Consider the following 16,681-nt stretch of genomic DNA (forward strand, 5'->3'; position numbering starts at 1 on the left):
GGTCTTCGCATGTGTGGAAGGATTTGACAGGGCGACGGTAGTACGGGTCAAGTGGGGCCTCATTTTCTTGAAGGATTTCCCGTGCAAACCTACGACGTCATTTTGTCCCCCAGCCCGACCGCAACCCATCCGCCCTTCGTGACGATGCGCGCCCCCGCCGGATTATACGAGCTGACCGCCGTCAGAGGCGGCACAGACGACTACATGGCGTGGACACCGGGGCACAAAGGCACATGGCAGACCGGTATTTCGGTGATGAGCGACGGTTTCTCGGACACCTCATCGACCGTCTTGCAAGCGCACTCGGCCCAATGGCCGACGCCGGAACAAGCGGTGCAAAACCCCGCGTCCGTTTGTTTTGAACTGGACCGATGGCGCATCTTGACGTTCTTCATCAACGACAGCTATCGCGACAACAGCGGCGGTGTGACGATCCAAGTGAGCTACGACGCACGCCCACCCTCAGCCTAATCCGGAGCCTTCCATGACCTCACCTCAATTCGCCACCTACCCCAGCCTCAACGGCGCCTCTGTCATTATCACGGGCGGCGCGTCGGGCATTGGCGCGGGCATGGTCCGCGCCTTTGCGGAACAGGGCGCGAAGGTAGGGTTTGTGGATCTGGACGAAGCCGCAGGCGCGGCCATTGCGGCAGAGACAGGCGCGACCTTTGCGGCGTGCGATCTGCGCGACATTGATGCCTTGCGGGCCGCCTTCGCCAAACTGGTAGAGGTAAACGGCCCGGCGGAAGTTCTGGTCAACAACGCTGCCCGCGACGACCGCCACAAATGGGACGAGGTCACGCCCGAGTATTGGGACGACCGCCAAGCCACCAACCTGCGCCACCAGTTCTTCGCTATCCAAGCCGTGGCCCCTGCGATGGTCGCGGCGGGCAAAGGCTCGATCATCAACATGGGGTCCAATTCGTGGTGGGAGGCTGGCGGCGGTTTCCCCGCCTATGCCACGGCCAAATCCGCGGCCCATGGGTTGACCCGCACCATGGCCCGCGATCTGGGGCGGCACCGCATCAGGGTGAACACCATCGTTCCCGGCTGGATCATGACCGAGCGCCAGAAAGAGCTGTGGGTGACGGAAGAAGCGCTTCAATCGCAACTCAACCGCCAATGCCTGCCGGACCCGATAGACCCGGTCTATGTGGTGCGCATGGCCTTGTTCCTGGCCTCTGACGACGCGGCCATGTGTTCGGCCCATAACTACATGGTCGAGGCGGGCTCTATCTAAGCCGCTTGACGGATCTCCAGCGGCTGAATGTCTACCGATGCCCCCTCAAACACCGCGCCGTGTCCGGAGGGCAGTTCGGTCCATCCGCCCTGCCCGACTTCCAGCGGCTCCGACACCACAGCCCACCCGTTGCGGCTCTTGCTCCAGCGGTAATAGACCGAGGGCGCGATGTGGTCGGACGACAAGCGCAGGGCGAACAGCCTTTCCCCATCGCTCCACGCGGCAGAACTGCGCAGGTGCGGTGTGGTGCCTTGGGCCAGCGACATCTCCTCCAGGGTGCGGTGCGCGGCAAGCATCGCGCCCATAGGGTCCGTGTCCAACCCGCCCTCCAGCGCATAGAGGAACAGCAACTCGCTGTCCGTGGCCCCTTTCCGCTGCGCATACAGCCGATCTGAAACGCCCATATCCGCGTGCCTGCGGAAACGGTCGAAGCCGCCGATCTGGCCGTTGTGCATGAAGCTCCACCGGCCATGGGTAAAGGGGTGGCAGTTGTTGCGGCTGGTCGCCGCCCCAGTAGAGGCCCGCACATGGGCCAGAAACGCGCCGCTTTTGACCGTATGCGCCAAGGATGCAAGGTTCGGGTCCGACCAGGCCGGAAAAACATCCCGGTAAAGCCCCGGCTCCGCCCGGTCCCCATACCACGCCACGCCAAACCCATCGGCATTGATCGCCGTTTTGCATTCCGTCGCGGCGCGGCTTTGATCAATCAGAGAATGACCGGGACTGCTTAACAATTCTTCAAGATAGATCGCTTCGCCCAGATAGGCGGCCCAACGACACATTCACGCGCCCCGGTTGTGAGTTTTGGCGTACATTTCGGCAATCAACTTGCTGGCGGTCTTTTCAAACAGGCAAGGGATCAGCGCGTGGACCGCGGCAGCACCGGCGGCGGCAAATAGTTTAACGCTGAACTTTCCGGCGAAAGCCATATGCTCAAGATAGCTTTCGTCAACGTCTGCGGGATGGTCGAGGAATACGCGGCGGATCATGGTCTGCTCCTGTTGGTGAGTGTTTTTAGCAGAATGCCTCAGGGCCCGCGTGCATAGCTCCCAAATATCCGGCAAGTTGTCGGTGACTTGTGGAATAGTTCCCACTATATTGGAGATATGACAAATCTTGACCCAATGGACGCGAAGATCCTCGCCCGTTTGCAACAGCGCTGCGATGAACCGCTAGAGGAGCTCGGCCAGCACGTCGGCCTGTCGCGCAACGCTGTGTGGCGGCGGGTGAAGGCGCTGGAGGATCGGGGCGTTCTGACGGGCCGCGTCGCCGTGGTGGACCCTGCCGCTGTGGGCCTTGGGCTGATGGTGTTTATTCAGGTCCGCGCAGCGCATCATTCTGCTGATTGGCTGGATCAATTCCGCCGCGCCGTACGCGCCATGCCCGAGATCTTGGGCGTCTACCGCATGACCGGGGATTTGGACTATCTTATTCGCGCGCGCGTTGCGGACATGGCCGATTATGACAATTTATATCAACGTCTTATCGCGCGCGTTGAAATGGGAGATGTCTCGGCCAGCTTCGTGATGGAAGAGTTGAAGGAGGGCAGCGCCCTCCCCCTGTAACCCTGCCGCTCACGCATTTACGTCCACCACCACACGGCCGCGAACGCCGCCTTTCAGGATGGCGCGGCCAAGCTCTGGCAGGTCGGCCAGCGTTGCGGGTTCCACCATCGCTTCCAGCTTGTCCATCGGCAGGTCTTTGGCGATCGCTTCCCACGCGCGAACACGGTTTTCATAGGGCTGCATGACCGAGTCGATGCCCAGAAGGTTCACACCGCGCAGAAGGAACGGGATCACCGTCGCCGGAAGCCCCGCGCCGCCCGCCAGACCCACGGCAGAAACCGAGGCACCATATTTCATCTGCCCCAGGAGCCGCGCCAGCATGTCGCCCCCCACGGCATCCACGCAACCGGCCCATGTTTCGGCCTCCAGTGGGCGTTTGGTGGTCTCGTTCAGCTCCTCTCGGGCAACGATGCGGGTGGCACCAAGGGATTTCAGGTATTCCCCCGTCTCGGGCCGCCCGGTGACCGCCGCAACCTCGTGTCCGCGGGCCGCAAGGATCGCTGTGGCGACAGAGCCCACCCCACCGGCAGCACCCGTCACCAAAACTTCACCATTTCCAGTGCTTAGGCCGTGATCTTCAAGTGCCATCACGGCCAGCATCGCGGTGAAACCGGCGGTCCCCACCGCCATTGCCTGACGGGTCGTCAGGCCATCCGGCAGGGGCACGAGCCAATCGGCATTCACGCGGGCCTTTTGGGCGTAGCCGCCCCAGTGCATCTCGCCCACGCGCCAACCGGTCAGCACGACCTTGTCGCCGACAGAATAACGCGCGTCGTCAGAGGCTTCCACGGTGCCGCTTAAGTCGATGCCCGGCACGTGGGGGTAATTGCGCACGAGACCGCCACCGGGGCCCACACAAAGGCCGTCCTTGTAGTTGAGGGTGGAATACTCCACCGCAACCGTCACATTGCCTTCGGGCAGCCGATCTTCCGTGATGGCTTGGACCGAGGCGCTCGTCTTGCCCTCATCATTCTTTTCTACGATCAAAGCGTTGAACGTCATTGCGTCACTCCCTTATGTATCACTTTAAGTTCACCCGCTAGGTGCTTGCAATCAAATCCAAAAACCGTCGCGCACTTCGGCTGACATCAAGCCCTCTGGGGTCTGAACATGTAACTGCGTCCCTGCGTCCCAATGGGTCATCCGAACCATGCCAATCGCCACGCCTTCCTGAAAATCCGGGCTATAGGCGGCAGAGGTCACCTGCCCCACGCGCTTCTTTCCAGCCATCAGCGGCCAAACCCGGTCACAAGATGGGAGGGCATCGGTATCAATGGCGATGGGGCGGATTTGCTGCACCGGCCCCTCTTTCGCCACACGTAACAACGCGTCGCGGCCGACACAGCCCACCGCAGTAGCGGTGTTGCAAAACTTGCCGAGGCCGCATTCGTGGGGGGTGTTGTCATCGGTCATGTCGTTGCCGAAGCTAAGCAAGCCCCCTTCGACCCGCTCAATCCCGTTGGGGCATCCGGCGTGAACATCCAGATCACGCCCCGCCTCCATCAGCGCGTTCCATAGGGGCATCCCGATATCCCAGCCCTCAACGTAAATCTCGAACCCGCCCTGCTTGGAGTAGCCCGACCGCGCGACAACCATGTCGTGGCCCTGAAACTCGAACCAACCAAAGCGGAAAAATCGGATATCCCGCACGGAATCGCCAAAGACACGGGCCATCAGAGCATCCGCCTGAGGGCCCTGCACCGCAAGCGGAGAAACATCGGGTTCATCCACCAGAACATCCAAACGGTAGCCCTGCGCCACGCCCTTGACCCAATACAGAAGGTCACTGTCCGCGATGGAGATCCACCAGCGATCTTCAGCCAGCTTCAACAGGACCGGATCGTTCAGCATCCCCCCTGTCTCGTCCACCACGGGCATGTAGTAGCACTGCCCCGGTAGCATCCCGCGCAAGTCGCGCGGGGTTAGCATTTGCATCAGGCGGCCCGCATCGGGTCCGCGGACTTCGACCTGACGTTCAACCGATACGTCCCACAGCTGCACGGCAGATTTCAGGTGGTGGTAATCCTCTTCCACCGAGCGGAACACCGTGGGCAGGAGCATACGGTTATAGACGGTGTAGGCTTTACAGCCGCTGGCCTCGACCCCATCAGAAAACGGGGTGCGACGCAGACGGCGTGACGGAGAGATCAGGGCCATGTGAGGGTCTCCTTACCTTGGCGTGTGGGGGAAAGTGGCCTTAGGGTTGCCTGAAGCAACCAAAAGGATTTTTCCATGAAACGATTTACATTCGCGGCGCTGGCGGTGCTGGCTACGACCACCATTGCCACGGCCCAGGACATCGGGGCGGACCGCGTCGCCTCGGCCATTTTGCATGGCTTTGTGCAGCAAGATGTGCAGGCCATCGCGCCGTTTTCGAACGAGACCAACGCCGATTTCTTCAATGCCATCGCCAATGGTGTTGAGAGCGAGGCAGAGCTGTTTGAGGGCACCCGAGGGGCCGCAGGCTTGGGTTGGGACGGGATGATCCTGCCGGTCCGCTACAACGCGCGCGGCCAAGCCATCGTGCCCTTCGCCATCGAGGGCGCGAACGGCCCCGCTGCGCTTGGGTCGGGCGTGGACGGGCGCTACATGGCGATCGTGCTGACCCTTGATAGCCCCGAGGACACAAGCTGGGGCTTCGAGGATATCAACTACATCGGCCGCAGCGATTACGCGGCCATGGCACAGACCCGCTAAAGCCATTCCGGCACCTCATCCGGCATGAACGGCAGGTCGGTGTCCGTGGTTTTCACGCCGAGGCTGGTAAGCATCTGATGCACCTGGCCTCGGTGATGGGTTTGATGGTTGAATAACTGCATGACGCAAACCGCTTTGGGCATGGTGAAATCGCGCTGCATGGCGTCCGAGAACCAGCTGAAATCGCCCGCAAAATCGCCATCGTCCGTAGACCAGGCCCATGCCGCAATACGGGCATCGAGCAACGGGCGCTGCGCCATTAGCGTCGGCCAATCATAGGCGCGCGAGGTATTCAGCCCCATGGCGGGCCCCGGCCCGCCATCAAAGCGCGAAATCCAAAGGGTGTCGCCCCACATCAGATGCGACAGGGTCGTGCGGATGCCGCCCCAAAACCCGCCTTGGTCCTGCTCGCGCTGCGCATCGGTCAGGCCATCGGCAGCCTGATACATCCACTGGTTTTGCCAAGCGTTGTATCGGGCCATATAGCGGGCGTAGTCGGGGGTAATCACCGCTTGCCGCCCGCAGAGCCGGACCAGTCAATCGGGCAAATCTCGGCGGATTTGCCAGAGAAATCCCACATCTTGCCGAAGTCACGCACACGAGATTTGAGGCCCTTGGCGGCGATAATATCGGGGCCCATCCAGTATTTGGAGTTGGTAATCATCACCGGATGATCTGGGCTTGCGCCGTCCAGCATCTCGACTTCGCCCTGGATCTTCTTGCCCACAAACAGCCCGCGTTTGTTGCCATCCCGGGTGATCTCCACCTTCTCGCGTTCCGCATTCACGATGTCGGACACCAGAAGCGTGAACAGCCCCGTGGTGCCACCCGCCGCGCCCGAGAAAATCTCCAGTAGCCCTTGGTAAGCCTTGCCCGAGGCGCGATCATCCACATAGGCCGCTACCTGCCAGCCGCCGTCCGCCATGCGGCCCGGGATATAGACCATCAGACCGACGTTGAGGCCGGACAGGTCTTCGCCCTCAAAATGGCCCTCATCAATGGCAATGCCCATCCATGCCTTGCAGTCACCCTCAGTCGGTTCGTGTTTGCCCAACGACACCACACAGGGGCAGAACACGGTGCACGAGCAGTTCAGGATCAACTCGCCCTTGATGGCCCAATCGCGCGGCGTGATCTTGCGGCGTTTGGGGTTATCCATCCGCTGATCTATGCGTTGGCTGACGGCAAGACGGTCGGCGTCGGGTCGTTTCTTGAGGCTCATGGTGGTCTCCCTATCCAGCGATGAACGGATAGACGAGCACGCCCAATCCGCCGATAATCAGTGCCCCTCCAAGGGGCTTGGTCACATAATGCCCGATTTGGGGCAGTTTCTCGAGGACCATGAAAAGCGTGGCGAGGCCCATCCAAAGAAGGCTCATCATGCCGCCGACAAATCCCAAGGCCATAAAGCCCCAGCAGCAGCCTGCGCAGAACACGCCAAGGCCCATGCCCATGCGGATGCCGCCCCGGAAGCCGGTTTTCCAATGGCCGAGGAAGTAGGTCATAGGGGCGTGGCAAACACCGTGGCAGACCTCTTTCGCGCGGGTGAACTGAAACGCGCCTACGGCGATCAGCAGGCCGCCCGCGATCCATGTGTTGGAGGCGATGCCCATCATATCAATCAGCCCCGCACGCAGCAGCAGAATCTGCGTGACAGCGAACAGCGCGGCGACCCCGATCCAAATGATGGAATAGCCAGCAAGCACCCCAAGCCATCCGGCCCGCGTGCCATCAGCAGAGGCGATCAGGCGGTCATAGTTTGTCAGGGTCGGCACGAGGGTGGGCAACATCATCGCGGCCATCATGATCGACCACATGCCAAACAAGGGGCCGAAGCGGGTCATGGCCGACATATCCATGTTGCCCATGTCCATAGCGGCCATATCCATGCCTTCCATCGGCATGGGCATCGCCATATCGCCTGCGGCGGGTGCCTCTTGTGCGCCTGCGGCGGGCGGGGCCCCCTCCTCCATGCCCGGCATATCCATGCCGCCCATGTCCTCGGCGGCGGGCTCTGTCATCGGCATATCCATCGCGGGGCGACCGATCAGGTCGAGGCCCATTCCCGTGCTCATCTGGTACAAAACGACCCAAGACACCAAAATGACCGTGAAAAATCCAAGCCAGAGGGCTGATTTGATCGTGTGGCTCATGCGAAGACTCTCCCGCTTCTTCGTTGCCGCTTTACACGCATTTGGGTGCAGCACGGCGAATCTACTTGCCCAATGTGATGTCAGACAATTAAATGTCTGACAAATGAAAATCGATCCAAACAGCAAAGCCGATCTATCGGCGCAGATTGCCACGGCGATCCGGGATGCGATCATCTCGGGCGCGTTGATCGTGGACGAACGTTTGCCATCCGAAGCGGAACTGTCTGAAACCTTTGAGGTATCTCGATCGACGGTGCGCGAGGCGCTGAAGCGGCTTGCGGCGCAATCGCTGATTCGAACGCAGCGCGGTGCCTTTGGCGGAGCTTTCGTGAATCGCCTGTCCTATGAGGACGCCTATGGCCAACATATCACCACATCGACCCTGTTGTTGGGGATGAACGAAGTGGCTTTTGACACCGCATGCGAGGCGCGTTTCGCGTTGGAGCGGGCCTGTGCCGATCTTTCCGCCAAACGGCGCACGGCCGATCATCTGGCCACGATGCGGGTGGAGACCCTGCGCCAAGGGCAACCGGGCCTGAGCGATGAGGCGTTTTGCGCGTCTGACGTGGCGTTTCACCGGGCCCTGGTGGACGGGGCCGACAACCCGGTGATGTCCTACCAATTGGCTGGCGCGGTAGAGGCGATGCAGCCGTTGATGAATATGATCACCTTTACCGCTCGCAACCGCGAGGAGATCGTGCGCTTGCATACCTGCATCGCCGACGCGGCCGAAGCACGCGATGGCACTGCGGTATCAGAGGCCTTGGCGAAGCTGGAAAGCTACACCAAAACCCTTGCGCAATCGGTCTTTGCCGCCCGTGCCCAGACCGCTGCCAAGTAAGCCCCCCGCGCGTCCCTGCGTTATGCTGATTATTCCCTGAAATCGTGCGGCGCGATGCGTTCAAACGCTTGAGGTTGCCTGCCCTCGGCCCTAATCTTTACGGCAACCTTACACTCAAGGTCTCAACAGGGATGTCTACCAAATGAAAAAAACCACCCTTCTCACCTCTGCAATCGCGTTGGCGGTTGCGTTGCCTGCAATGGCCCAAGACCTGACAGTCTTCGACTATTCAGGCTTTGAAGACCCGTCTTTCCACCAGCCTTTCATCGACGCCCATGGCGCGCCGGAATTTGTCTTCTTTGGGGATGAAGATGAAGCGTTCCAACGGCTTCTGGCCGGGTTCCAATCCGATGTGACCCACATCTGTGCGGGCTCTGTGCCCCGTTGGCAGGCCTCTGGCATTATCGAGGCTTGGGATACGGACCAGATCGCCGCCTTCGCCACGCTGAACGCGGACCTTGTGGGCCAAGACGTTCTGGCAGGTTCGGAGGAGCTGTTCTTCCTGCCAACGGATTATGGCTCTACCGCCGTGGCTTACAATGCAGATGAGTTGTCGGCGGACGATGTCACCTCGCTAGAGATCTTCAACAACCCTGCCTATGCGGGCCGCCTGTCGATCCCCGACAATGTGGATGACGCCTATGCGCTGGCCTATCTGGCCACTGGCGTCACCGATTGGTCCGACGTGACCGACGCCGAGTTTGACGCCGCCACCGCTTGGCTTCGTGGCATTCATGGCAACCTGCGCACCTATTGGACGGACCCCGCCGAGATCAGCCAGCTGGTTGGCTCCGGTGAAGTTCTGGCCGCCTGGGTCTGGAACGAAGTGCCAGTGGCAATGGCCGAGGAAGGCTTCAACGTCGGCTTTTCGCGCAACACGACGGAAGGCTCCTCTGTATGGCTTTGCGGATATGTGAACATGGTCGAAGGCACCGCTGATGAGAGCTTGGCATATGATTATGTGAACGCCCTTCTCTCCGACGGCTCTGCTGGTCCATTGCTGGAGAACGGGTTTGGCTCGGCCAATGACGCCGCGCTGCAAGCCTTGGGTGCCGAAGCAATGGAAGCCGCAGGCCTGGGCGAAGTGACAGTGCCGGTTCTGGCGCAATTGCCGATTTCCAATGAACAGCGCGAGCGTCAAGCCGAAGCATTTGAGCGGATCAAGGCGGGCTTCTAAAGCCCCCTTACCCCTAACAAGCGAAAACGAAAAAAGGCGCCCCGGAATGAACGGGGCGCCTTTAGTTTGAGGTCATTGCCGGTTTTGAGAGCAACCTAGTCGCTTCGCCCCAACAGCATCAAAACCCAAGACCTTCACTCGTAAACTGCAAAGCACGGGAACCTAAATCACTAGTACTGAAACTCGATACTTATTGAGTGTCCCCTACAGCTACGACCATGACACGGGTAGTTGGCAGCAACTGTAGGGGCCGGAGCGCGATGCGAATTCTGGATCTCTCCAGGCACGCTTCCATCACATCGCGTCCTCTCTTGAACATGTATACATGAGTAGATGTGTATGACAACAGCAAATTTACGCGTGTAAACTTTTACATTGGGCCCGACATCTTGCGTTTAGCCGGTGACTAGGGCGTTCAGCCAAGCTTCTTGCGCCTCACTTTCCACCGCTTCCGAGAAATGGCTACGCACCAAGGCGATCGCCTGCTCAGCGGAAAGGCCCGCCTCCATCAAGGTCCAGCACGCCATTAAACCACTGCGCCCTGCCCCATATTGGCAGCTAAAGGCCATGGTGCCGCCGCTGCGCAGAAGGGCCTCGCGCTCGGGGCGTCGTGCCGCCCACGCCGCGGCCAACGCGTCAGAGGGCACGGAATAATCGGGGATGGGGTTATAGATGATCGACATGCCCACCTCTGACGCGATGGTTTCCAGAAGATGGAATCCGACCTCGTCCAGCTCGTCTTTTTCCACCATAACAAACAAGTCTCGCGCGCCTTGGGCATAAAGCCCCATCAGCGTTTCACGGCACTGCTCGGGGGTGAAAAGCGCCGATCCGTCAAAGCCTGTTTCCAGGCCAGGAAAGCCCGTCATGGCGACTTTGCCTCCGAAAGGATGCGGGATCACAGCCCGCATTCTACCTTGCAGGGGCGCGTTCGAAGCCGACGCTGCACGCGACGACGGTTGGGTATCTGACATTTTTCGGTGCTTTCTCTTGAACCTGTATACAGATACGCCTATCCGAATGCAGCCGCAACGCAATCGCACGAAGGATGGCAAAATTGTCAAAACATAACGCCGCGTCCATCGCTGATGCCCTGCGCAAGCGCATTTGCCTTGAGCCGCCCACCGCTAGTCCGGTGTTGCACGAGCAAGCCCTTGCCGAGGAATTCAGCGTCTCTCGCACTCCCGTGCGGCAGGCGTTGCAGCGTCTCGCCTATGAACGCTTGGTCGAAGTACGCTCGGGCGTGGGCACGGTGGTGTCTCCGCTGGATGAAACGCGCCGCGACCTCGACATCGAGCTTGCCTTTTCACTGCTGCGTGTGGGTGCTGAGATTGAAGGCGACAAGCCGCTGTCGGTTGAAGCCAATGCCTATATCGTCGCGCTGGAGCGCCAAGTCAGCAACACCGATGCCATTGATCTTGAAACCAATTATAAGATCCGTGCCACGTCCCTGACGGTGATTAGCCAAGAGATGACAAGTGACATTCTGGCCGAGGCGTTAAAAGCGGCCCTGTGGCGTTTATTCCGCTGGCGGATGGCCGAGGCGGCGCAATCGGCAGACGGCAAAGACAGCCGCCTGCCCGAAGTGATGGAGCGGATGGCCAACGCCACCCGGATCGGCACCGTGCGCGCGCTTTTGGAAGCCCAACTGCCCTAACCGCCCCTTGATCGCAGAGGCGCAGCCGCCTATGTGTTACCTGTTCCTTCGGGGACTATGGACATAAACGCGCTCGTAATAAGCGGATCGGACCCGGGGGCGGTACCCGGCGACTCCACCAAATCCCAATCTTGGGGCCCCGTCATTTGCGGGTTGGCTATGGGGTCGAAATAGGATCGACGAACGTCTAAAGGGGTTAGCTTTGTCCCGGTGAGATACCACCGTTATCGGTTCACATCGTACAGTTGCAAATGACAACCGTGCTCCGGCAATGGCTATCGCAGCGTAAGCTGTCTTAGTCGCCGACTTTAAGCCCTAACACCTAGCCGTGTTAGGCGGGGTTCGCAGGCACCTGGCAACAGAAGCCTGCACTTCCTTTCCCCGACATCTTTTCGCGCTTTGATAGCGGGCTCTGATTTGCACGCACCTAAAACACAAAACGCCCCACCGTTGCCGGCAGGGCGCTTGTGGTTCTGGTGGAATGCGCCATTCACTCAGCAGCAGTCATCCGAATGCGGCGCGTGTTCAGCGCGTGACCGTCACGGCCTTTCAGGCCCACACGGGCGGCGGGCATATCCGCGATGCCTTCTTCCAGTTCAGGGAAAATCGCATATAGCTCGTCGCGCTGAGGCTCGCTCAGGACCGAGACAGTATCCGAGGCCGGGTGGAAGCTCTCGGTCTCCAACCCTTCGGAATAGATCACCTCGTGGGTGTCAAAGGCGATGTGGAAATATTCCACCCCCTCGGCCCCGCCGTCATCGACGCGGATGTCTTGGTCGTTCACCAACGTAAACGCGGGCGTCAGAACGCCTTCGGGGCTGCCGAACAACAGATCGGCCCGCCAATCGCGGACCAAGACCCGATGCTGACGCGACAAGCACAGGTCACGCACCGGGGTATCCGGGCCCAAAGCGCCCGCCTTGATGCGGATCGGGCGCAAATCTGGGCGCACGGCCAGCGCGGCGGCGGGCAGATGCGTCGCCCCAATCCAGCGGATCGCCTGAACGCCGTGGTCACGGGTGACGATCCGGTCGCCCACGCTCAGCTGTTCAACCGCCCGTTGCCCGGCTGGGGTCAGAATCTGGGTGCCACGGGTGAAGCAAACAAACAGCGGCACGGCAAAACCGCTAACGCTCAGCGCCTCGCCTGTGGGTTCGAAGACCGCGCGGACCTCAACATCCAACGAGTCCCCCACATTATAGGGATATCCCGTCACCTCAGCGCAGTCGATGCGCAGGCCCAAGGGCGTTTCGACGATACGCGGATCATCGGCGGGGATGGTTTCCAGCACCACGCCATTTACCACGATTTCCACATACTCCAGTTCCGGCAGCGGCGGCGGCGCGGTAATCAGCGCCTCTAGCTGCGTAAGGTCGGTGATCTTGTCGGCCCCGCCCGTGTTGTCGAGGGCATTCAACTGCGTCAGGACCGCGCCCGAGCCGATGCCGATCGCGGTGATATCGGCGTCAAACTCGTTTTCCAGCTCACTCACTTCGCTGTTGGGGTTGCCCGAGTTCGAGCGCCCGTCAGACAGGAACAACACAAGGTTGTTGTCGTTCGCCGTGACTTCGCTTTCAGGGCTGTCGTCGGCGTTGCCATCGGTTGTGGTAGCCCGCCATTCGTCCACGACCTCGTCCAGCCCCTGTTCAAAGTTGGTACCGCCGCCCGCCGTCAGGCTATCGACGGCCGCGTCAAACGCGCCCTGCTCGTTCAGGTTGAAATTGCCAAGGGTGTTGCCGTTGCTGTTGTATTCAATCAGCGTGATGGTCACGTTTTCGGGGTCGTAGCCCGCATCCATCAGCGATTGGAACACCTGTTTGGCGGCCAGTTTCTCGGCCTCTAGGAAGGTGTCGTTTACGCCGTCACCATCCACGTCAGAGCCAGAGCTGTTCGCGGTGGAGCCTGACGTATCAATCACCAAAGCCACGTTGATGTCTTGCGTCGAAGCACCTGTCGTGATGTCTGCACCCACTTCAAAGCTGTCGGTGGCATAGGCAGGAAGCGTCGCGGTCAGGCCCACGTCGATCCCGTTAATAGTGCCGGAGTCGGACCCTGTCTGTGTATCGGTAGAAGAAACCATAGCGCACCCCCAGTGGCGATTGTTTCCGATATGGAAAAAGTAACTGTTTTAAAACGATAAATATTGATTATCTGTTAAGAAAGGGGAAAGCAATTTATCTCGCATCAAGATTGCGTTTGCGGGCGGCCTTGCAGCCGCTCTTGCGTAATTCTCAGGCAGTTTTCGGGCCTTTGCCCCATTGCTTGGGATGCTCGGCACCTAAAACGGCCGTAGCACCGGTCCACCAAACCGCGCCTTACATCCGCTGGCGAATCTTCTACAATGCCAGTGTCTGCTCAAACGATATGGCGAATACGTAATGTCCGATACCTCTCCTTCCATCCCCTATGGCCGCCTTATGCATGAGGCCGTCTGCGGCGTGATCCGAGAGGTTTTGAACCGCGTTGCCAGCGATGGCCTGCCTGGAGAGCACCACTTTTTCATTACCTTCGACACCCGCCACCCCGATGTGGAGCTGGCCGATTGGCTGCACGAAAGATACCCCGAAGAGATGATGATCGTAATCCAGAACTGGTACGATAATCTGGTCGTTGAGCAAGACGGTTTTGCCATCACGCTCAACTTTGGTGACGCGCCGGAGCGGTTGGAGATCCCCTTCGATGCCATTGCGACCTTCGTTGACCCCTCGGTGGAATTTGGCTGGCGGTTCGAGCAATCCGATGATGAAGACGGTGGCGATGATCCGACACCGCCCTTCGGTGGCCCTGACGATTCCGGTGATGAGCCGGGCGACGGCACCGATAGCCCTGCGCAAGAAGCAGAGGTTGTCAGCCTCGATACCTTCCGGCGCAATCAATAAACCACCCCTTGCCCTCCGGCTTTCAAGGATGACCGCCCCATGGCCTCCAGTGATTTCGCGCTCTTCATGGGGCAATTGCTGCGGCGGCCCCACCAGATTGTGGCCCTTGCCCCCTCCTCGCGCGGGCTCTGCGAAGAAATGGCGCGGGAGCTTGACCCCGCCAAAGGCCCCGTTGTGGAACTGGGCGCAGGCACGGGCAATATCACAAAGGCCATTCTGGATGCCGGGATCGCGCCCAAAGACTGCCATTCGATTGAGATGAACCCTGACTTCTGTGACCGCCTCCGGTCTCGGTTTCCCGGCTTGAGCGTCCATCAGATGAGCGCGGGCGATTGCGGCACCCTGCCCCTGAGTGGTGTGCAGGCGGTCGTGTCAGGCCTGCCGCTGTTGTCGATGCCCACGCAATTGCAACGCGATATATTAAGCGGGTTTACCACGCTGGTCGCCCCGGGCGGCGACTATGTTCAGTTCACCTATGGCCCCAAGCCCCCCGTCACCAAAACGGTGCGCGATGAATTGGGCCTGACATGGCGCAAGAGCCACAAGATTTGGTGGAACATGCCCCCCGCGCGCGTGTATCGTTTTTCTCAAACGTAAAGCTGTCGCATTGCTCTGACGCAGCGGCGCGGCTAAACGGCATACAAATGCATACCGGAGACATGCCCATGACCACCACCCGCACCGAGACCGACAGCTTTGGCCCGTTAGAGGTTCCCTCTGACAAGTATTGGGGCGCTCAAACGCAGCGTTCGATCATGAACTTCCCGATTGGGTGGGAAAAGCAGCCCGTGGCCGTTGTCCGCGCCCTTGGCGTGATCAAACGCGCCTGTGCTGAGGCGAACATCGCCCGTGGGAAACTGGACGGCATCGGCGACGCGATGCTTGAGGCCGCGCAAGAGGTGATCGACGGCAAGCTGGACGATAACTTCCCGCTGGTCGTGTGGCAGACGGGCTCTGGCACGCAATCCAACATGAACTCCAATGAAGTGATCGCGAACCGCGCGATTGAAATTCTGGGCGGTGTGATCGGATCGAAAGATCCCGTTCACCCCAACGATCACTGCAATATGGGGCAGTCCTCCAACGACACCTTCCCCACCGCAATGCATATCGCGACCGCTATGACGGCGCGGGACGTGACCCTGCCCGGCCTGCGCAAGCTGCATGCCTGTCTGGTAGAGAAAGTGGCCGAGTTTGACGGCATCATCAAGATCGGGCGCACCCACACGATGGACGCCACGCCCCTGACGCTGGCGCAGGAATTCGGCGGCTACGCCCATCAGGTCGCCAAGTCGATTGAACGGGTGGAAACGGCCCTTGGTGATATTTACGAGCTGGCCCAAGGCGGCACCGCCGTAGGCACCGGCCTCAACACTCCGGTCGGATGGGGTGAGGAAGTTGCCGCCAACATGGCGCGGATCACCGGTTTGCCGTTTGTCACCGCCCCCAACAAGTTCGAGGCGCTCGCCGCCCACGACGCGATGGTCGCCATGTCGGGCGCGATGAAAACCACCGCCGCCGCGCTCTTCAAGATCGCCAACGACATCCGCCTGCTCGGCTCTGGCCCGCGCTGCGGCTTGGGTGAATTGATGTTGCCGGAAAATGAGCCCGGCTCCTCCATCATGCCCGGCAAAGTGAACCCCACCCAGTGCGAGGCCATGACCCAGGTCTGCGCCCATGTCATCGGCAACGACGCGGCCGTTGGTTTCGCCGGATCGCAAGGCCATTTTGAGCTGAACGTCTACAAGCCGATGATGGCCTACAACGTCCTGCAATCCATGCAACTTGTGGGCGATGCCTGCGTGGCCTTCACCGACAATTGCGTCGCTGGGATCAAGGCAGACGTTGTGCGGATCGAGAAGATCATGAACGAGTCGCTCATGCTGGTGACGGCGCTGGCACCGACCATCGGCTACGACAACGCCACCACAGTTGCCAAGACCGCCCACAAAAACGGCACCACCCTCAAGCAAGAGGCCATCGCCTTGGGCTTCGTGGATGAAGAAACCTTCGACAAGGTCGTCCGCCCCGAGCAGATGATCGGCCCGAAGTAAGCAGCCATGGCGGACAAGCCCATCAACCTTAATCGCGTGCGCAAGGATCGCGCACGCGATGCGGCCAAGCGAAGCGCGGACGAGAATGCCGTGAAGCATGGCCGCACAAGGGCCGAGCGTGATCTGGAAGCCGCGCGTAAGGCCTTGGCCGAAAAGCGGCTTGAGGGGCATGTCCGCGACGATGATTGACGCCCGCCCCCGCAAACGTTCCCTCACCCTGCAAGGGCATCGCACGTCGGTGTCGCTCGAGGATGCCTTCTGGATCGAATTGCAAGCGATTGCGACGGACCGGGGGCTATCGGTCAACGCGCTGGTGGCTGAAATTGATGCGGCCCGCGGCGTCAGTGCGGGTCTGGCCTCGGCCATTCGTGTCTATGTGCTGAAGGCTGCAAAATCTGAGCTGCCTTAAGTCACTGTT

General features: G+C 60.2%; 21 protein-coding genes and 1 other RNA gene. 13 read left to right on the top strand and 9 right to left on the bottom strand.

What is annotated here, in order from left to right:
• Positions 1-81 precede the first annotated feature (81 nt).
• Both K3728_09900 and K3728_09905 read left to right on the top strand, forming a co-directional pair.
• On the top strand, positions 82-471 hold the full coding sequence (locus K3728_09900; GenBank protein UWQ94060.1) for a hypothetical protein: 390 nt from the start codon (positions 82-84) through the stop codon (positions 469-471).
• Positions 472-484: 13 nt separating this feature from the next.
• A complete protein-coding gene (locus K3728_09905; protein UWQ94061.1) occupies positions 485-1,240 on the top strand; it encodes an SDR family oxidoreductase in 756 nt (251 codons plus the stop codon).
• Here the strand turns inward: K3728_09905 and K3728_09910 are convergent.
• Positions 1,237-2,022 carry a class II glutamine amidotransferase gene (locus tag K3728_09910; protein ID UWQ94062.1) on the bottom strand — a complete coding sequence of 262 codons (786 nt, stop codon included), beginning with the start codon at positions 2,020-2,022 and terminating at the stop codon, positions 1,237-1,239. The two genes, K3728_09905 and K3728_09910, sit on opposite strands and share 4 nt — an antisense overlap.
• The gene (locus K3728_09915) at positions 2,023-2,229 is read right to left on the bottom strand and encodes a hypothetical protein (protein UWQ94063.1); all 207 of its coding nucleotides are present in this window, start codon (positions 2,227-2,229) and stop codon (positions 2,023-2,025) included.
• A 117-nt stretch (positions 2,230-2,346) separates the two neighbouring features.
• Between K3728_09915 and K3728_09920 the strand changes: the two genes are divergently transcribed.
• A complete protein-coding gene (locus K3728_09920; protein ID UWQ94064.1) occupies positions 2,347-2,805 on the top strand; it encodes an Lrp/AsnC family transcriptional regulator in 459 nt (152 codons plus the stop codon).
• Positions 2,806-2,814: 9 nt separating this feature from the next.
• Here the strand turns inward: K3728_09920 and acuI are convergent, their stop codons facing one another.
• Complete coding sequence (gene acuI / locus K3728_09925) at positions 2,815-3,807, bottom strand: acryloyl-CoA reductase (protein UWQ94065.1); 993 nt, start codon at positions 3,805-3,807, stop codon at positions 2,815-2,817.
• Between the two features lie 51 nt (positions 3,808-3,858).
• Complete coding sequence (locus K3728_09930) at positions 3,859-4,962, bottom strand: dimethylsulfoniopropionate demethylase (protein ID UWQ94066.1); 1,104 nt, start codon at positions 4,960-4,962, stop codon at positions 3,859-3,861.
• Between the two features lie 75 nt (positions 4,963-5,037).
• On the opposite strand from K3728_09930, the gene K3728_09935 reads away from it, so the two are divergent.
• Positions 5,038-5,502 carry a hypothetical protein gene (locus tag K3728_09935; GenBank protein ID UWQ94067.1) on the top strand — a complete coding sequence of 155 codons (465 nt, stop codon included), beginning with the start codon at positions 5,038-5,040 and terminating at the stop codon, positions 5,500-5,502.
• Here K3728_09935 and K3728_09940 read toward each other — a convergent pair.
• Genes K3728_09940 through K3728_09950 form a run of 3 tightly spaced genes read right to left on the bottom strand, consistent with a single transcriptional unit; the run spans position 5,499 to position 7,499 of the window.
• Positions 5,499-5,984 (bottom strand): damage-inducible protein DinB, encoded by a 486-nt coding sequence (locus K3728_09940; protein ID UWQ97509.1) that lies wholly within the window; start codon positions 5,982-5,984, stop codon positions 5,499-5,501. The genes K3728_09935 and K3728_09940 overlap by 4 nt on opposite strands.
• A 23-nt stretch (positions 5,985-6,007) precedes the next feature.
• Entirely contained in the window at positions 6,008-6,724 is a 717-nt protein-coding gene (locus K3728_09945) for a DUF1326 domain-containing protein (protein ID UWQ94068.1), read from the bottom strand.
• 10 nt (positions 6,725-6,734) lie between these two features.
• A complete protein-coding gene (locus K3728_09950; protein UWQ97510.1) occupies positions 6,735-7,499 on the bottom strand; it encodes a DUF2182 domain-containing protein in 765 nt (254 codons plus the stop codon).
• 259 nt (positions 7,500-7,758) lie between these two features.
• Here K3728_09950 and K3728_09955 point away from each other — a divergent pair, with 259 nt between their 5' ends.
• Together K3728_09955 and K3728_09960 are read left to right on the top strand one after the other, a co-directional pair.
• On the top strand, positions 7,759-8,496 hold the full coding sequence (locus K3728_09955; protein ID UWQ94069.1) for a GntR family transcriptional regulator: 738 nt from the start codon (positions 7,759-7,761) through the stop codon (positions 8,494-8,496).
• A 142-nt stretch (positions 8,497-8,638) separates the two neighbouring features.
• Positions 8,639-9,673 carry an extracellular solute-binding protein gene (locus K3728_09960; GenBank protein ID UWQ94070.1) on the top strand — a complete coding sequence of 345 codons (1,035 nt, stop codon included), beginning with the start codon at positions 8,639-8,641 and terminating at the stop codon, positions 9,671-9,673.
• 395 nt (positions 9,674-10,068) lie between these two features.
• On the opposite strand, the gene K3728_09965 is transcribed toward K3728_09960, so the two are convergent.
• Positions 10,069-10,542: a hypothetical protein gene (locus K3728_09965; GenBank protein UWQ94071.1), complete on the bottom strand. Its 474-nt coding sequence runs from the start codon at positions 10,540-10,542 to the stop codon at positions 10,069-10,071.
• A 188-nt stretch (positions 10,543-10,730) separates the two neighbouring features.
• Here K3728_09965 and K3728_09970 point away from each other — a divergent pair, with 188 nt between their 5' ends.
• Together K3728_09970 and ssrA are read left to right on the top strand one after the other, a co-directional pair.
• Positions 10,731-11,330, top strand: a complete 600-nt coding sequence (locus K3728_09970) for a GntR family transcriptional regulator (GenBank protein UWQ94072.1) — start codon at positions 10,731-10,733, stop codon at positions 11,328-11,330.
• Positions 11,331-11,333: 3 nt separating this feature from the next.
• Positions 11,334-11,703, top strand: a transfer-messenger RNA (tmRNA) gene (ssrA, locus tag K3728_09975).
• A 117-nt stretch (positions 11,704-11,820) separates the two neighbouring features.
• On the opposite strand, the gene K3728_09980 is transcribed toward ssrA, so the two are convergent.
• Positions 11,821-13,410 carry a Hint domain-containing protein gene (locus K3728_09980; GenBank protein ID UWQ94073.1) on the bottom strand — a complete coding sequence of 530 codons (1,590 nt, stop codon included), beginning with the start codon at positions 13,408-13,410 and terminating at the stop codon, positions 11,821-11,823.
• A 298-nt stretch (positions 13,411-13,708) separates the two neighbouring features.
• On the opposite strand from K3728_09980, the gene K3728_09985 reads away from it, so the two are divergent.
• From K3728_09985 to K3728_10005, 5 genes are all read left to right on the top strand, one after another.
• On the top strand, positions 13,709-14,209 hold the full coding sequence (locus K3728_09985; protein UWQ94074.1) for a hypothetical protein: 501 nt from the start codon (positions 13,709-13,711) through the stop codon (positions 14,207-14,209).
• Positions 14,210-14,248: 39 nt separating this feature from the next.
• On the top strand, positions 14,249-14,806 hold the full coding sequence (locus K3728_09990; GenBank protein ID UWQ94075.1) for a methyltransferase domain-containing protein: 558 nt from the start codon (positions 14,249-14,251) through the stop codon (positions 14,804-14,806).
• A gap of 68 nt (positions 14,807-14,874) precedes the next feature.
• The gene (fumC, locus tag K3728_09995; protein ID UWQ94076.1) at positions 14,875-16,263 is read left to right on the top strand and encodes a class II fumarate hydratase; all 1,389 of its coding nucleotides are present in this window, start codon (positions 14,875-14,877) and stop codon (positions 16,261-16,263) included.
• A 6-nt stretch (positions 16,264-16,269) separates the two neighbouring features.
• Positions 16,270-16,452, top strand: coding sequence for a DUF4169 family protein (locus tag K3728_10000; GenBank protein ID UWQ94077.1), 183 nt, complete (start codon positions 16,270-16,272; stop codon positions 16,450-16,452).
• The gene (locus tag K3728_10005) at positions 16,445-16,672 is read left to right on the top strand and encodes a ribbon-helix-helix domain-containing protein (GenBank protein UWQ94078.1); all 228 of its coding nucleotides are present in this window, start codon (positions 16,445-16,447) and stop codon (positions 16,670-16,672) included. Before K3728_10000 ends, K3728_10005 begins: the two co-directional genes overlap by 8 nt.
• Positions 16,673-16,681 lie beyond the last annotated feature (9 nt).

This window comes from Rhodobacteraceae bacterium M385, from assembly GCA_025141835.1.
Lineage (GTDB): Bacteria > Pseudomonadota > Alphaproteobacteria > Rhodobacterales > Rhodobacteraceae > Gymnodinialimonas.

Bases quoted from the DNA above. Each gene is read 5' to 3' on its own strand.
- K3728_09940 (UWQ97509.1), bottom strand. From the start codon at position 5,984: ATGGCCCGATACAACGCTTGGCAAAACCAGTGGATGTATCAGGCTGCC.
- K3728_09955 (UWQ94069.1), top strand. From the start codon at position 7,759: ATGAAAATCGATCCAAACAGCAAAGCCGATCTATCGGCGCAGATTGCC.
- K3728_09910 (UWQ94062.1), bottom strand. From the start codon at position 2,022: ATGTGTCGTTGGGCCGCCTATCTGGGCGAAGCGATCTATCTTGAAGAA.
- K3728_09905 (UWQ94061.1), top strand. From the start codon at position 485: ATGACCTCACCTCAATTCGCCACCTACCCCAGCCTCAACGGCGCCTCT.
- K3728_09960 (UWQ94070.1), top strand. From the start codon at position 8,639: ATGAAAAAAACCACCCTTCTCACCTCTGCAATCGCGTTGGCGGTTGCG.
- K3728_09915 (UWQ94063.1), bottom strand. From the start codon at position 2,229: ATGATCCGCCGCGTATTCCTCGACCATCCCGCAGACGTTGACGAAAGC.
- K3728_10000 (UWQ94077.1), top strand. From the start codon at position 16,270: ATGGCGGACAAGCCCATCAACCTTAATCGCGTGCGCAAGGATCGCGCA.
- K3728_09965 (UWQ94071.1), bottom strand. From the start codon at position 10,542: ATGACGGGCTTTCCTGGCCTGGAAACAGGCTTTGACGGATCGGCGCTT.
- K3728_09935 (UWQ94067.1), top strand. From the start codon at position 5,038: ATGAAACGATTTACATTCGCGGCGCTGGCGGTGCTGGCTACGACCACC.
- K3728_09985 (UWQ94074.1), top strand. From the start codon at position 13,709: ATGTCCGATACCTCTCCTTCCATCCCCTATGGCCGCCTTATGCATGAG.
- K3728_09980 (UWQ94073.1), bottom strand. From the start codon at position 13,410: ATGGTTTCTTCTACCGATACACAGACAGGGTCCGACTCCGGCACTATT.
- K3728_10005 (UWQ94078.1), top strand. From the start codon at position 16,445: ATGATTGACGCCCGCCCCCGCAAACGTTCCCTCACCCTGCAAGGGCAT.
- fumC (UWQ94076.1), top strand. From the start codon at position 14,875: ATGACCACCACCCGCACCGAGACCGACAGCTTTGGCCCGTTAGAGGTT.
- K3728_09950 (UWQ97510.1), bottom strand. From the start codon at position 7,499: ATGGGCGGCATGGATATGCCGGGCATGGAGGAGGGGGCCCCGCCCGCC.
- acuI (UWQ94065.1), bottom strand. From the start codon at position 3,807: ATGACGTTCAACGCTTTGATCGTAGAAAAGAATGATGAGGGCAAGACG.
- K3728_09945 (UWQ94068.1), bottom strand. From the start codon at position 6,724: ATGAGCCTCAAGAAACGACCCGACGCCGACCGTCTTGCCGTCAGCCAA.
- K3728_09990 (UWQ94075.1), top strand. From the start codon at position 14,249: ATGGCCTCCAGTGATTTCGCGCTCTTCATGGGGCAATTGCTGCGGCGG.
- K3728_09920 (UWQ94064.1), top strand. From the start codon at position 2,347: ATGACAAATCTTGACCCAATGGACGCGAAGATCCTCGCCCGTTTGCAA.
- K3728_09930 (UWQ94066.1), bottom strand. From the start codon at position 4,962: ATGGCCCTGATCTCTCCGTCACGCCGTCTGCGTCGCACCCCGTTTTCT.